The organism is Kocuria sp. KRD140, from assembly GCF_017168375.1.
GTDB classification, from domain to species: Bacteria; Actinomycetota; Actinomycetes; order Actinomycetales; family Micrococcaceae; genus Kocuria; species Kocuria marina.
Genome location: NZ_JABFAW010000005.1, coordinates 69,778 through 83,658 on the forward strand (window position 1 = coordinate 69,778; position 13,881 = coordinate 83,658).

At 68.7% G+C, this 13,881-nt stretch carries 12 protein-coding genes and 1 CRISPR repeat array; of the genes, 7 read left to right on the forward strand and 5 right to left on the reverse strand.

Annotation, left to right across the window (positions count from 1 at the left end):
- Positions 1-20: 20 nt before the first annotated feature.
- The 3 genes from J1M36_RS05945 to J1M36_RS05955 form a co-directional block, all read right to left on the reverse strand.
- Entirely contained in the window at positions 21-1,223 is a 1,203-nt protein-coding gene (locus tag J1M36_RS05945; protein ID WP_064845419.1) for a PLP-dependent aminotransferase family protein, read from the reverse strand.
- 43 nt (positions 1,224-1,266) lie between these two features.
- Positions 1,267-1,896, reverse strand: coding sequence for a TetR/AcrR family transcriptional regulator (locus J1M36_RS05950; protein WP_193519239.1), 630 nt, complete (start codon positions 1,894-1,896; stop codon positions 1,267-1,269).
- Between the two features lie 110 nt (positions 1,897-2,006).
- Positions 2,007-2,678: a DedA family protein gene (locus J1M36_RS05955; protein ID WP_035965656.1), complete on the reverse strand. Its 672-nt coding sequence runs from the start codon at positions 2,676-2,678 to the stop codon at positions 2,007-2,009.
- Between the two features lie 106 nt (positions 2,679-2,784).
- Here J1M36_RS05955 and J1M36_RS05960 point away from each other — a divergent pair, with 106 nt between their 5' ends.
- From J1M36_RS05960 to J1M36_RS05990, 7 genes are all read left to right on the forward strand, one after another.
- Positions 2,785-3,231: a pyrimidine dimer DNA glycosylase/endonuclease V gene (locus J1M36_RS05960; protein ID WP_035965658.1), complete on the forward strand. Its 447-nt coding sequence runs from the start codon at positions 2,785-2,787 to the stop codon at positions 3,229-3,231.
- 69 nt (positions 3,232-3,300) lie between these two features.
- The gene (locus J1M36_RS05965) at positions 3,301-4,803 is read left to right on the forward strand and encodes a DNA-3-methyladenine glycosylase 2 family protein (RefSeq protein ID WP_206478879.1); all 1,503 of its coding nucleotides are present in this window, start codon (positions 3,301-3,303) and stop codon (positions 4,801-4,803) included.
- Positions 4,800-5,300 (forward strand): methylated-DNA--[protein]-cysteine S-methyltransferase, encoded by a 501-nt coding sequence (locus tag J1M36_RS05970; protein WP_064845422.1) that lies wholly within the window; start codon positions 4,800-4,802, stop codon positions 5,298-5,300. The genes J1M36_RS05965 and J1M36_RS05970 overlap by 4 nt, the downstream gene beginning before the upstream one ends.
- 12 nt (positions 5,301-5,312) lie before the next feature.
- Positions 5,313-6,107 (forward strand): glycosyltransferase family A protein, encoded by a 795-nt coding sequence (locus J1M36_RS05975; RefSeq protein ID WP_286738688.1) that lies wholly within the window; start codon positions 5,313-5,315, stop codon positions 6,105-6,107.
- Positions 6,104-6,649: a hypothetical protein gene (locus tag J1M36_RS05980; RefSeq protein ID WP_231885449.1), complete on the forward strand. Its 546-nt coding sequence runs from the start codon at positions 6,104-6,106 to the stop codon at positions 6,647-6,649. Before J1M36_RS05975 ends, J1M36_RS05980 begins: the two co-directional genes overlap by 4 nt.
- 347 nt (positions 6,650-6,996) lie before the next feature.
- Complete coding sequence (locus J1M36_RS05985; RefSeq protein WP_082943153.1) at positions 6,997-7,614, forward strand: class I SAM-dependent methyltransferase; 618 nt, start codon at positions 6,997-6,999, stop codon at positions 7,612-7,614.
- 11 nt (positions 7,615-7,625) lie between these two features.
- Positions 7,626-9,035: an MFS transporter gene (locus tag J1M36_RS05990; RefSeq protein ID WP_342358296.1), complete on the forward strand. Its 1,410-nt coding sequence runs from the start codon at positions 7,626-7,628 to the stop codon at positions 9,033-9,035.
- Positions 9,036-9,444: 409 nt separating this feature from the next.
- Positions 9,445-12,953: a CRISPR direct-repeat array (repeat unit 28 nt; unit sequence GGCTCATCCCCGCATGCGCGGGGAGCAC).
- Between the two features lie 59 nt (positions 12,954-13,012).
- On the opposite strand, the gene cas2e is transcribed toward J1M36_RS05990, so the two are convergent.
- On the reverse strand, positions 13,013-13,366 hold the full coding sequence (cas2e, locus tag J1M36_RS05995; protein WP_206478881.1) for a type I-E CRISPR-associated endoribonuclease Cas2e: 354 nt from the start codon (positions 13,364-13,366) through the stop codon (positions 13,013-13,015).
- Positions 13,363-13,881: CRISPR-associated endonuclease Cas1 (locus J1M36_RS06000; protein WP_206478882.1), on the reverse strand; the 519-nt coding region annotated here is incomplete at its 5' end. The genes J1M36_RS06000 and cas2e, both read right to left, overlap by 4 nt.

The window sequence follows — 13,881 nt, forward strand, 5'->3', positions numbered from 1 at the left end:
GTGTTCCATGGGGTCGAGGTCTACAGCTCCCCGTAGCGGGCCAGCGCGCGGGCCAGCCGCTGCACGCCCTCGTGGATTACGTCCGGGGCATGGGTCACGAAGGACAACCGCATGGTGGACTCGTCCGGGTCGTGCGCATAGAAGGAGGCACCCGGGACGAAGGCCACGCCTTCCTCCACCGCGAACGGTAGCAATCGGGTGGTGTCGATCCCGTGCCCCAGTCGAACCCACAGGAACATGCCTCCGTCCGGGCGGGTGATGTGAGCGTCCCGCGGGAGGACGGCCTCGAGTTCCGCGTACATGGCCCGCGCCCGCTCGGCGTAGACGGGACGTACGCGCTCGAGGTGCGCCTCGACGTCGGCGGTTGCAAGGTACCGCGCCACGGCCAACTGGTCCGGCACGGGCGACTGCAGCCCGATCGCCTGCTTGGCCACAGTGAGCGTGAACTGGATGGGCCCCTCGGAGCGCATCCACCCGATCCGCACCCCCGGGGCGATGATCTTGGACACCGAGTTCAGCAGGATCGTCTGCGCGGACATCCCCGGAAGGGATGCGATGGGGGCCATGGGTTCGCCCGTGTAACACAGCTCGCCGTACGGGTCGTCCTCCACGAGCGCGGTGCCGGTGCGCAGTAGGACGTCCGCGACGGCGCGGCGTCGTTCCACGGGCATGCAGATCCCGGACGGGTTCTGGAAGGACGGGATCAGGTAGACGAAGGTGGGGTTGTGCTCGGCGATGAGCCGCTCGAGCTCCTCCGGCACCACGCCGTGCTCGTCCGTGGGGACGCCCACCATGTGCGCACCGTTGAGATCGAAGGCCTGCACAGCCGCCAGGTAGGTGGGCCGTTCCACGAGGATCACGTCCCCCGGGTTGACGAGCGCCTGGGCCACCACGAACAACCCCTCCTGGGAGCCCGTGGTCACCTGGACCTGGTCCGCAGTGGTGGGCAGGTGCCTGCTGACCCGACGCGCCGCTTGCTCGCGAAGTTCCAGCTCACCCTCGCTCGAGGCGTACTGCAGCGCGCGTGCGGGGTGGTTCGCGAATACCCACTCGTAGGCGGCCTTGATGTCATCGACCTCGAAGTACGCGGGATCCGGGACACCACCGGCGAACGAGATCACACCCTCCTTGGAGACCACCTCCAACAGGTCGCGCACGGGGGAGGAATCCACCCCGCGCAGACGGTCGGCGATACGGAACGAGAAGGGTTCGAGGGTGCTCATGCGGCCAGTATCCCACCGGCCCCGGAACGGTGAGGGTCCGGGATCACTCACCCAGGGGCGTGCGCGCGCACCAGGCTCTCAGGAGGGCGAGCACGTGACGGTCGAACGCGGCGTCGGCGTCCGTATCGGGGAGGACCGGACGGCTCATCTCGATGGCGATCCATCCATGGACGCCCGCCCAGAGTGTGGCACCGATGACCTCCACGGGGAGGTCATGGAAGATCCCCTTGTCGATGGCCCCGCGGACCAGTCGGTACATGGGTTGCATGGCCGTGTTCGCGAATTCCGCGCGGCTGGATCCCCCGGTGGAACCGTCCCTGCGGGCGCCGATGCAGTCCCCCGCCTTGCCCAGGATCACGTTGTACAGCGCCGGGAACTCCAGGGCCCAGCGTCTGCCGGAGCGGGCGAGTGCGCGCATGTCCGCCACGGGTTCGCCGGTGCGCACGGCCATCTCGTGCGCGCTGAGGTAGCTCACGATCGCTTCCTCCCGCACGGCATCGATCAGGGCGTCCCTGCTGCCGAACATGGTGTAGATCGCGGTGGTGGAGCAGCCGTGCTTGGCGGCCAGTGGCCGGAGGGAAACGGACTCGACACCGCCGACCAGGATCTGTTCGGCGGTGTTCTTAATCAGTGCTTTGCGAGTGATCTCGTCAAATTTTCGGGGTCGGGCCACACGTGCGATCGTACTGGTCAGAGCCTTGTTAGCGCATTAATTATCGAGAATTGCGGGCACTTAGGGGACAACTGTATACCAGTTCGCGACCCCTCGAGGTGCCCCGTGATTCATCCCTCGTGAGCCGAACGACGATTGCGCCGGATCCGCTTGACGACCCACCACACCAGGAACAGCAGGACCGCGATCACCACGATGCGTGAGAACACCCCGGCGTACTGTTCCGCGATGTGCCAGTTCTCCCCCAGGAAGTACCCGGCGAGCACGAAAATGGTGTTCCAGATCAGGGACCCGGCCGCGCTAAGCACCACGAACAGCCCGAACGACATCCGCTCGATCCCCGCGGGAACGGAGATCAGGGATCTGAAGATGGGGATCATCCTCCCGAAGAACACGGCGGCCTTGCCGTGGCGGTCGAACCACTCCTCGGTGCGATCCAGGTCATGCAGATCCACGAGTGGCATCTTGTCCACGATCACGCGCAGGCGGCGTCGTCCCAGTGCGGCGCCGATCCAGTACAGCGCGATCGCGCCCACGACCGACCCCAGCGTGGTCCAGAAGATGGCCCCGCCCAGGCTGAAATTGCCCTGGCTGGCCGTGAAACCGGCGAGCGGGAGGATCACCTCGGACGGCAGCGGCGGGAACAGGTTCTCCAGGGCCACGAGCAGTCCGGCGCCGGGAGCGCCGATGGCTTCCATGACGTCCACCACCCACCCCGCGATACCGGAGAGCTGAGCACTCTCGTCGGCTGATGTGGCGGCCAGGATGGCAGGCAGGGACATGAAGGTGTTCTCCGCACGTGGTCGTCAGGGGTGTGTCCGCCATGCTACGGGAGGAATCTTGGGGTCCGCTTGGAGCTATCGGGGCGGTGCGCGATTGAATGGGGCCATGCGTCTGTGGTCAGTTCACCCGTCCCTGCTGGACCGTCGTGCTCTGGTGGCGTGCTGGCGGGAGGGTCTGCTCGCCCAGAAGGTCCTGCTCGGTCAGACCAAGGGCTACACGCGCCACCCCCAGCTACAGCGCTTCCGCGCCACGAGCGATCCGGTCCTGTCCGTGGCCACGTACCTGCACGGCGTCGCCGACGAGGCCGACCGCCGCGGCTACAACTTCGACCGCACCCGCCTGGCCCGGGAGGCGAGCACACAGCCCATCACGCTCACCGTGACCACCGGTCAGCTGCGCTACGAGTTCGAGTTCCTGCTGCGCAAGGTCCTCGACCGCGACCCCGAGTGGGCGCGATCCGCACTGGACGGCATCGATCCCCATGCCGCTCCCCACCACCCGTTGTTCGTCCCGGTTCCCGGGCCGGTCGCCGAGTGGGAGCGCGTGAAGTAACCGGTTCGGGCCACCGCCGTGTCCGAAATCCGCTAGCGCCCGGCGCCCGGGCGTGGGACCGTGGGACGCATGCCCCCTCAAGACTCCTCGTTCGACGAGCGCTACCGGGCTGTCGAGTCCCGGGACGGGCGCTTCGACGGGCAGTTCGTGACCGCGGTGCGCACCACCGGGATCTACTGCCGCCCGAGCTGCCCCGCGCGCACGCCCCACCGCGAGAACGTGCGCTTCTACCGCACGAGCGCGGCCGCCCACGCCGCCGGGTACCGCGCCTGCAAACGCTGTGTCCCGGAAGCCGTGCCGGGGTCCCCGGAGTGGGATCTGCGCGGGGACGTGGTGGGGCGCGCCATGCGGCTCATCACCGAGGGGGTCGTGGACCGCGAGGGCGTGCTGGGACTCGCGCGGCGCGTGGGATATTCCACGCGCCACCTCACCCGCGTGCTGACGGAGGAACTCGGCGCCGGACCGCTCGCGCTCGCCCGCGCCCACCGGGCCCAGACGGCGCGCGCCCTACTGACGCAGACGGACCTGCCGGTCGCGGAGACCGCGTTCGCGGCGGGATTCTCGAGCATCCGACAGTGCAACGAGGTGATCCGCGAGGTGTACGACATGACCCCGCAGCAATTGCGGGCGCGCAGCATGAGCACCGGACCCTCGGGACACGGCGCGGCGAGTGAGCCGGGCGAGGTGGACCTCGCGTTGAGCTATCGCGAGCCCCTGGACGTGCGCGGGCTGTTCGTGTGGTTCGCGGTCCATGCGGTGGACGGCGTGGAGGTCGGGACCCCCACCTCCTACACCCGCGCGCTGAGCCTGCCCGGCGGCCCGGCCTGGCTGCGCGTGTACGAGCGCGCGGGGCGGTTGCGGTTGCGCACGCGGGTCACGGATCTCGCGGACCTGCCCGTGCTGATCGCCCGGGTGCGTCGACTCTTCGACCTGGACGCCGATCCGGAGGCAGTGGCCGCCGCGCTGTCCCGCGTCCCGGTGTTGCGCCCGCTGGTCGAGGCCGCCCCGGGGCTGCGGGTCGCCGGTTCCGCGGACCCGCACGAGACGTTGATCCGCACGCTCATCGGTCAGCAGATCTCCCTGGCCGCGGCCCGCACCGTGTTGGGTGCCCGCGCGCGGGACATGGGAGAACCCGCGCCCTCCTTCGCCACCGGCATCCGGTACATGTTCCCGACCGCAGCGGCCATCGCCGAGCACGGCGTCCAGTTCCTGGGCGGGCCGGCCGCGCGGGTCCAGGCGGTCCTGGGTGCTGCCCGCGCGCTCGCCTCGGGTGATTTGCAGTTGTCCCCCGGCGACGACGCCACTCAGCAACGCGCCGCGCTCCTCACCCTCCCCGGGGTGGGGCCATGGACCGCGGACCACGTGCGCATGCGGGTCACCGGGGACCCGGACGTGTTCCTGATCGACGACGGGGCCATGCGCGCCGGTGCCCGACGGCTCGGGCTCCCGGACACCAGACCCGCACTCGTGGACTGGGCAGGGGCCGCTGCCCCATGGCGCAGTTACGCCACCACCCATCTGTGGGGCCCGCTGACCCCTCCCGCATCCTTCTCGGAAAGTGTGCAGTCATGACATATGTCGTTGAGAGCATTGACACCCCTGATGGTTCCTTCACGGCAGTGGCCCGGGAGGACGGAACCGTCGTGGCCTCCGGATGGACACGCTCGACCGAGCAGCTACTCGCGCGGATCCGCCCGGCCTTCCGTCCGGAGGAAGCGCAATCCGGCGACGTGCCCGCACTGGAGGCGGTCCGCGCGTTCTACGACGGCAACCTCGACTCCGTCATGACCGTGCCCGTGGACCTGCACGGCACCGAGGGCCAGCAGGCCGGGTGGGCCGCGCTGCGCCGCATCCGCCCCGGGTCCCCCCTGACCTACACCGAGTTCGCGCGGGAGCTCGGCAATCCCCGGGCCGTTCGGGCGGCGGCGTCGGTGTGCGCCCGCAATCCCGTGGCGCTGTTCGTCCCGTGCCACCGGGTGCTGCGTTCGGACGGTTCCATGGGTGGGTTCGCGTGGGGCGAGGCGATCAAGCGTGATCTGCTGCGGCGGGAGGCACGCTCCGCGGCATGACAGACTGGACGGGTGGAACGGGAGAACACCGAGCAACGCATGACCTGCAGCGTGGTCATCCCCGTTCGTAACGACTCTTCCTACCTGGAGCGCTGCCTCCGGGCCCTGCGTGAGCAGACCCGCACCCCGGACGAGATCGTCGTGGTGGACAACGGTTCCACCGATGATCTTTCGACAGTCCTGGACCGCCACCCCGAAGTACACCGGGTGTGGGAACCCGTCCCCGGAGTGGCCGTCTCCGCGGCCGCGGGCTACGACGCCGCCCGCGGGGACCTCATCCTGCGCTGTGACGCGGACAGCCTCCCCTCCCCCGGCTGGGTCGAGCGACACACCGCGGTGCTGTCACGGGCCCTGCGGGATCCGCAGGGGAAGGCCACCGTGGCGGTGTCCGGGATCGCGCGGTTCGGGCCGCGGTACGAGTTGGCCGGACGCATCCTGGGTGCGGCATACATCACGGCCTACCGCCTGGGGGCCGGCACGGCGCTGGGCCACTGGGCCTTATGGGGGTCCAACATGGCCTTCACCCGGGCGTGGTGGCAGCATGTCCGGGAAGAGGTGCACCGGGATCCACGGGTGCACGACGATTTCGACCTCAGCTTCCGCGTCCGTCGCGATCAGCGCGTGATCATGGACCCGGGCAATGTCGCGATCGTGTCCTGGCGGGCCTTGGTCTCCCCCGCTCGGATCCGCCGGCAGCTGCGCATGGCCATGGCCACCGTGTTCCTCAACTGGCGCAGTGAACGACCGTGGGTGCGTATCCGGCGACGCGTTCTCTCCGGCCCCCTGGGGCGTGGGGGCAGCCGATGACGTCCGAGCAGACGCACAGCGTGGGCGGCGTGGTCGCATCGGCCATGTGCTTCACGGCGATCATCGGGGCGGGTTACTACGCATTGGACGGGCGCCGGGTGGACATGGCCGTCCTACTGCTCGCGGGACTCGGACAGGTGATCGCGTTTCTGTGGTTCCGCACCCAGTACGCGCGGGCCGTGTGCTCGCTCATCATGCTCACCGCCGCCATGAGCGCGGCCGAACAGCTCTACAGCAGGATCTGGTGGTGGGACATCCTCATCCACTTCGTGACGCTGTACGCCCTGGTGTGGATGGCATGGAATCGCGTTCTGACCCACCACCCCCGGGTGCGGGGCCGGGTGCGCGATCGTCCCGCGATGCGGTTCACGTGGTGCGCGGTGGCCGGCTTCGTGATCGCCGTGGTGTGGGAGGTCATGGAACTGTTGGGGTTCCTGTTCGCGACACCGGACATCCACATCCCACCCCTGGACACGCTGGGGGACATCGTCATGGGGGTGCTGGGGGCTGCCTGCGTGGGCTTCCACAGGGAACCGCACTGAGCGTCGTCGTCCCCGGCGGGCCGCGAACGGTCGCGTGCGGTGAGTCCCGACCCCCCAAGTGCCGGGACTCATCGCACGCTTGCGGCGTCGGCGAACAGTATGGAGCCCCGCTGGGGAGCGGGACGTTCGATCCGGACGCGCGGTCACCGGCCGTGTGCTGGACCAAGGCGGGGGCCGGGGTGCAGTGCTCGGGCGACCGGGCTCAATCATAGTTGTTCACATTTTAGTTGTCCACAATTAGATGGAGACACCAGTTGCCCTTCGCGGTCGCGGCGCGGTACCGGGCCGGTCACGCCCAGCGCGGACGACGTGGCGCGGTACCGGGCCGCGGTGGAATTCTGGGACGCATGACCCACGAACACGCTCCCCACCGCACGCCCGAGACCGCTGCCGGCTGGGACGAGCGCTACGGCGCTACGCGCATCTGGAGCGGGGAGCCCAACGGCGCCCTGATGGCGCTCACGTCGGACCTCGCTCCCGGCACGGCGCTGGACGTGGGTTGTGGTGAGGGCGCCGACGCCGTGTGGCTGGCCCGACGTGGCTGGACGGTGACGGGGCTGGACGTCTCACGCGTCGCCGTCGACCGCGCTCGGGCCGCGGCAGAAGCCGCGGGGGTCGAGATCACGTGGCTCGTTGAAGGGTTCGGCGAGCGCCCCCTCGGCCCGTTCGACCTGGTGTCCGCCCAATACCCCGCGGTGCCTAAGCGGGGCGACGACGCAGCGGTGCGCGCGTTCGCGGACGCCGTGACACCGGGCGGGCGGCTGGTGTTCGTGCATCACGAGCTGGATGAGACACCTCACGGTTTCGACCCCGCCGACTACGTGATGCCCGAGGACGTGGTGACGTATCTGACCGGGCAGGGATGGCAGATCGAGACGAACGAGATCCGCGAGCGACACCTGGAACGCGGTGCCGGGTCCGGCCACTCGTGGGACCGGATGGTCGTGGCGCGGCGGGGCGCGTGAACACCTCCGGCGTGAATCGCGCCTCGGTGGGGCTGCGCTCGCAGCGTGGTCCCGTCCTGCTGGCCGTAATGCTCTCCACGGCTCTGGTGGCCCTGGACGCCACGATCCTGGCGACCGCGGTGCCGAGCATCGTGGGTTCCCTGGGTAACTTCGCCCAGTTCCCGTGGCTGTTCTCGAGCTACATGTTGGCGCAGGCGGTGAGTGTGCCGATCTTCTCCAAGCTCTCGGACATGTACGGGCGCAAACCCGTGATCCTCACCGGCGTGGGGTTGTTCCTGGTCTCCTCCGTGCTCGCGGGATGCGCGTGGAGCATGCCGTCGCTCATCGTCTTCCGGGTGATCCAGGGATTGGGTGCGGGAGCCGTGGCGCCCATGGGCATGACGATCGTGGGGGACATCTACACCGTGGCCGAGCGCGCCGCCGTGCAGGGGTACGTGGCCGTGGTGTGGGCGGTCTCTTCGGTCGTGGGGCCCACATTGGGTGGGCTGCTGTCCCAGTTCTTGAGTTGGCGGTGGGTCTTCTTCGTCAACATCCCGGTGGCCCTCGTGGCGGGGTGGCTGTTGCTGCGCAGCTATCACGAGAAGATCGAGCGCGAGGAGCACCGGGTGGACTTCACCGGTGCCGCGGTGCTCGCGATCGCCCTGTCCGCCCTCATCCTCGGCGCGCTGGAGAGCGGCAACGCGTGGGAGTGGCTTTCGGTGCCCACCCTGGTGTGCGGCGTCGTCGGCGTCATGGGGCTGGCGATCTTCGTGGCCGTCGAGCGTCGCGCGAGCGAACCGATCATCGACCTCGCGCTGGTACGACGCCGCGTGGTCGCAAGCACCACCCTGGTCTCCCTGGGGATCGGCGCGCTGCTGGTGGGGATGACGAGCTACGTTCCCACCTATTTGGAGCGCACGGCCGGGGCCACACCGATCGCGGCGGGAGCGGCCGTGGCCGCCGTGAGCATCGGCTGGCCCGTGGCTGCATCCACGGCGGGGCGGATCTACATGCGGTGGGGCTTCCGGCGCACCATGTTTCTGGGCGGTGCGATCGCGACCGTGGGAGCGGCCCTGACCGCCGCGCTGTCGCCGTGGCCGAGCGTGATCGGTATGGCTGTGTGCGCGTTTATCATCGGGCTGGGGCTCGGTTACACCGCGGCGCCGTCGCTGATCATGGCCCAGTCCTCGGTGGAGTGGAACCAGCGCGGGTCGGTGACGGGTCTCAACATGTTCGCCCGCTCCGCCGGCTCAGCCGTGGGTGTGGCGATCTACGGCGCCATCGCCACCAACCTCATCCGTGCCGGTGGCGGTGAGGGCGATCCCGCCACCGTGATCCACGCCTCCGGATGGGTCTTTGTGGCGGCAGCGGGTACCGCCCTACTCATGGCCGCCGCGACACTCGCCGTCCCGCGGGACGAGCCGGGGTCGGTGGGGCGGTAGTTGTGTCTGGCGAGATGGTGCGATGATTAGCGCCGGGGTCTCCGGGATAGTTTGCGTGCCCGGGGTGGGTACGACGTCGCCGCTGGGGTTCGTGCGGTGTCGGCGCCTCGAGGTCCGGGGGCGCTTCGGCCCCGGGGTGGGTCCCAGGTCGGACGTGGCGGCCCACGCCGAGATCGAGGTGCTGTGAGAGCCCGCCCAGCAGGGTTGGGAGAAGCGCCGCGACTGCGCGGGCTACGTAACGGCCCGCCCCTGTGCCTGGGTACTCGCTACTACGAGGACGGAGAGCGGTACATGACGCAGGCGTTCCTCTACGACGAGTTCGCGAAGGAGCCCACTGCGCCCACACTCCTTATGACCCAGGGTCTGGCTGTCCCCTTCCGGGTGCGGGCCGGAAGTAGTTAGGGGATTTGCATATCCCCCGCATGCGCGGGGAGCACCGTGGCGCTCCCGAAGGGCTTCTCGTCCGGTGGGGCTCATCCCCGCATGCGCGGGGAGCACGACGCCGAGTACCTGGTCACCCCGTCACCAGGGGGCTCATCCCCGCATGCGCGGGGAGCACGTATCGCAAACATGGAGCGCGATTAGGGGGGGCTGGGCTCATCCCCGCATGCGCGGGGAGCACTCGTGGCCTGCCGCCTCGAGGGCGTAGCGAGTCGGCTCATCCCCGCATGCGCGGGGAGCACACCATGCGCAAGGCCCGCGGCCCCTGGCTGCAGGGCTCATCCCCGCATGCGCGGGGAGCACTTGTACCGGGACGGCTGAATCGTAATGGTGTTGGGCTCATCCCCGCATGCGCGGGGAGCACCAGGTCCGTGCCACAGTCGTGGGCGGCATGGCGGGCTCATCCCCGCATGCGCGGGGAGCACAAACTCGATGGACCCCTTCGCCGTGTCCACCAGGGCTCATCCCCGCATGCGCGGGGAGCACCCCGTAGCCAACGACTTGACCACCAGGGCAGCCGGCTCATCCCCGCATGCGCGGGGAGCACGGGCCGTGGGGTTTCGCTGACACGTCCGGGAACGGCTCATCCCCGCATGCGCGGGGAGCACGTCGAAGGCACCATCTGCATGAGGCCCTGCGCGGGCTCATCCCCGCATGCGCGGGGAGCACCACCGTACGGGAAGTGCTCGACGGGTTCCACGCGGCTCATCCCCGCATGCGCGGGGAGCACCACCGTACGGGAAGTGCTCGACGGGTTCCACGCGGCTCATCCCCGCATGCGCGGGGAGCACCCCTGTGTCCGCCCCTGGTGCGGGCACCCTGAAGGCTCATCCCCGCATGCGCGGGGAGCACCTTTCGTCGCAACACCGGATAAGGTTTCCGGTGGGGCTCATCCCCGCATGCGCGGGGAGCACTTCAGGTTCTCCCAATCCGTCCACGTGGTGCCGGGCTCATCCCCGCATGCGCGGGGAGCACCCGGACTGAGCCATCGCGCCGGGGTGGAACTTGGGCTCATCCCCGCATGCGCGGGGAGCACTTCCTCACTTTCGGGATCGCGGTGGTGTTGGTGGGCTCATCCCCGCATGCGCGGGGAGCACTCCCTGGATCAACTGGCCGTGATGGTCATGCGAGGCTCATCCCCGCATGCGCGGGGAGCACGGTCCTGTACCCTCGCACCGCTGACGACGATCCGGCTCATCCCCGCATGCGCGGGGAGCACGATCGTCACCCATACCCTCGTGGGGTCCTGCGGGGGCTCATCCCCGCATGCGCGGGGAGCACTCGGCCGCTTGGGGCTTCATCCGTGACCGGGTGGGCTCATCCCCGCATGCGCGGGGAGCACTTGCGTCCTGCTGCGAGCCGCCCGCGGCTTCTGGGCTCATCCCCGCATGCGCGGGGAGCACAACGGTGCCGCCCACTATGTGCAGGCCGCGTTGGGCTCATCCCCGCATGCGCGGGGAGCACATGCCCGCGATGGCCGCGGAAACCTACCGGCAGGGCTCATCCCCGCATGCGCGGGGAGCACCGGAAGATCGCCGAGACCGGGAAGAAGGTCCGGGGCTCATCCCCGCATGCGCGGGGAGCACGGGCACCGCAAACGCAACGAGATTTCAACCGGCGGCTCATCCCCGCATGCGCGGGGAGCACCGTCACCACGATCCGGCGGGCAATGCCCGGTGAGGCTCATCCCCGCATGCGCGGGGAGCACAGTGACCCCATCAACCCGGCCCACTACCAGGGGGGCTCATCCCCGCATGCGCGGGGAGCACGTTGAGGGCTTCCAGAACAAGCTCAACACCGTGGGCTCATCCCCGCATGCGCGGGGAGCACCGGTTTCAGGGGTTCCACCGCTGCCCTCTTCGGGGCTCATCCCCGCATGCGCGGGGAGCACCCACCACGTCATCCCCACGGTCCATACGACCTGGGCTCATCCCCGCATGCGCGGGGAGCACTGCGAGCAGCTGCACCTTGACCCGGGGATCTACGGCTCATCCCCGCATGCGCGGGGAGCACGCAGGCCGGCTCTCTCTAGCGCGTCACCGACAGGGCTCATCCCCGCATGCGCGGGGAGCACTTCTTGTCCTCCATCTCGCAGGGCGGTGAGGCGGGCTCATCCCCGCATGCGCGGGGAGCACATCAAGTCGGTATTTGGGCCTGCGTGGAATTGGGGCTCATCCCCGCATGCGCGGGGAGCACCCCTCAGCGTGGGGACCGGGTGCAGATCTGGGTGGCTCATCCCCGCATGCGCGGGGAGCACATGAACGTGTTCTGGTTCACGTACCCGGTGGAGGGCTCATCCCCGCATGCGCGGGGAGCACTTCCCGAGGTCGGAGAGGTCCCTGACCTTGAAAGGCTCATCCCCGCATGCGCGGGGAGCACGTCACCTTCCCGTCAGGTAAGGGCCTGCGAAAGGGCTCATCCCCGCATGCGCGGGGAGCACACCAGTTCCTGTCGTACCCCGCAGCGTCAATCAGGCTCATCCCCGCATGCGCGGGGAGCACCCGGCGCTGATCGGCTTCACACCGGCACCAGGGGGCTCATCCCCGCATGCGCGGGGAGCACCGGTAAAGGTCAACGTCGGTTAGCATGTACCAGGGCTCATCCCCGCATGCGCGGGGAGCACGCGGCGAGCAGCGCGTTGTCATCCACCTGCTGGGGCTCATCCCCGCATGCGCGGGGAGCACTCCACCGTCGCTGTGTAGCCGGGGTCGATGCTGGGCTCATCCCCGCATGCGCGGGGAGCACACCTTCCCTACTCGAATGTGGACCAGGTGGAGGGGCTCATCCCCGCATGCGCGGGGAGCACGATCATCCGTGCGGGGTTGTGCCCCGGGTTCGCGGCTCATCCCCGCATGCGCGGGGAGCACGCGCCAGACACCTGCTTGTTGAGCGCATCAAGGGGCTCATCCCCGCATGCGCGGGGAGCACCGCGCCAGCGCACGACTGACCGCCTCTTCAACGGGCTCATCCCCGCATGCGCGGGGAGCACGCACCATGTGTCGGCTCACGGTAGGTGACCCCGGGCTCATCCCCGCATGCGCGGGGAGCACGGCGTATCGCGGACACCCAGCAGGCTGACGTGGGGCTCATCCCCGCATGCGCGGGGAGCACATGTCGGACTGCCCGGCGCGACGCTGCGCACGGGGCTCATCCCCGCATGCGCGGGGAGCACATTGTGCAGCAGTACCAGTTGGAGTACAACGTCGGCTCATCCCCGCATGCGCGGGGAGCACACCATCACCGGGTACGGGTGAGAGTTGTAGGCGGGCTCATCCCCGCATGCGCGGGGAGCACGATTGGACCGCGCCGGAGACATATGATGTGCGCGGCTCATCCCCGCATGCGCGGGGAGCACATCGGCCTGAACTCCGAAGACCCCTCGACTGCCGGCTCATCCCCGCATGCGCGGGGAGCACGGCGGCTCCCCCCTCGACGTTCTCAAGGCCAAGGGCTCATCCCCGCATGCGCGGGGAGCACACTTCCTCACCTGGGGTTATATCGACACTCTACGATCATTTGCATCGATTTCGGCGCTTTCACCGCCGACGTCCCAGATGCCGTTGCGCACCGGCCTTACTCCACCCTCGTTTCAGCTCCGGAGACTGGGTTTTCTGTGCACGGGAACGCCGCTTCATCAGGGTCAGGCCGTCGAGGTCCACGGGGTCCCAGTGGTGGTCCTTGACCTCGAACTTCAAGCCCTGTTCTCCCTTGGAGCTCCAGATGAGGATCGCCCGCCCTGAGCCCGAGGTCTCGAGCACCCTGTCCCACAGGTGTTTACGTATTCGGGAACTGACTTTTCCCACGAACACGCCTGCCGAAACCTCGTACAACCACTTGGTCAGATCGCCTCGGAGCCCCACGGGACAGGCAGAGAGCACCAGAACCATCATGTTTGGCCCCTGTCATGGTTCTGTCCCGAGGCGAGCGTCGAATCCGATCGTCCCGACCAGATGGACATGGCGTCCTCGTAGAGAATGGGGGTCACGGATTGCAGTTCCTGAGGTGTGAGGAAGAGTTCACGCAATACGTCCACACACCGGTCCATCACGCCTCCGCTCATCAATCTGTCGCGGAGGATGCGACGGACATCGTTGACGGGGTCCGTGGATCCCGAGGCCACGACCTCGAAGGCAGCGGGAATGCTTGTCGAAGCCTTGAAAAGATCTGCGACGTCGTAGACGAAACTTTGATCGTGACCCACGTGTACGAACCCGAGACCCGGGCTCATCCCGAGAGCGTGGATCACTGCGGTGACCACCCCATACAGGCATGTGTTGGCACTGGACAGCGACTGATTGACCGGATCCGAGTCCGTCAGATCTCCCGGCTTGTAGTCCCTCTTCACCCAGTCGACCCCGGTCCTGCGCGACTCATCACGGTAGATCTGACGGACTCGGATCCGGTC

Bases quoted from the DNA above. Each gene is read 5' to 3' on its own strand.
- J1M36_RS05985 (WP_082943153.1), top strand. From the start codon at position 6,997: ATGACCCACGAACACGCTCCCCACCGCACGCCCGAGACCGCTGCCGGC.
- J1M36_RS05965 (WP_206478879.1), top strand. From the start codon at position 3,301: ATGCCCCCTCAAGACTCCTCGTTCGACGAGCGCTACCGGGCTGTCGAG.
- J1M36_RS05970 (WP_064845422.1), top strand. From the start codon at position 4,800: ATGACATATGTCGTTGAGAGCATTGACACCCCTGATGGTTCCTTCACG.
- J1M36_RS05945 (WP_064845419.1), bottom strand. From the start codon at position 1,223: ATGAGCACCCTCGAACCCTTCTCGTTCCGTATCGCCGACCGTCTGCGC.
- J1M36_RS05960 (WP_035965658.1), top strand. From the start codon at position 2,785: ATGCGTCTGTGGTCAGTTCACCCGTCCCTGCTGGACCGTCGTGCTCTG.
- cas2e (WP_206478881.1), bottom strand. From the start codon at position 13,366: ATGATGGTTCTGGTGCTCTCTGCCTGTCCCGTGGGGCTCCGAGGCGAT.
- J1M36_RS05980 (WP_231885449.1), top strand. From the start codon at position 6,104: ATGACGTCCGAGCAGACGCACAGCGTGGGCGGCGTGGTCGCATCGGCC.
- J1M36_RS05955 (WP_035965656.1), bottom strand. From the start codon at position 2,678: ATGTCCCTGCCTGCCATCCTGGCCGCCACATCAGCCGACGAGAGTGCT.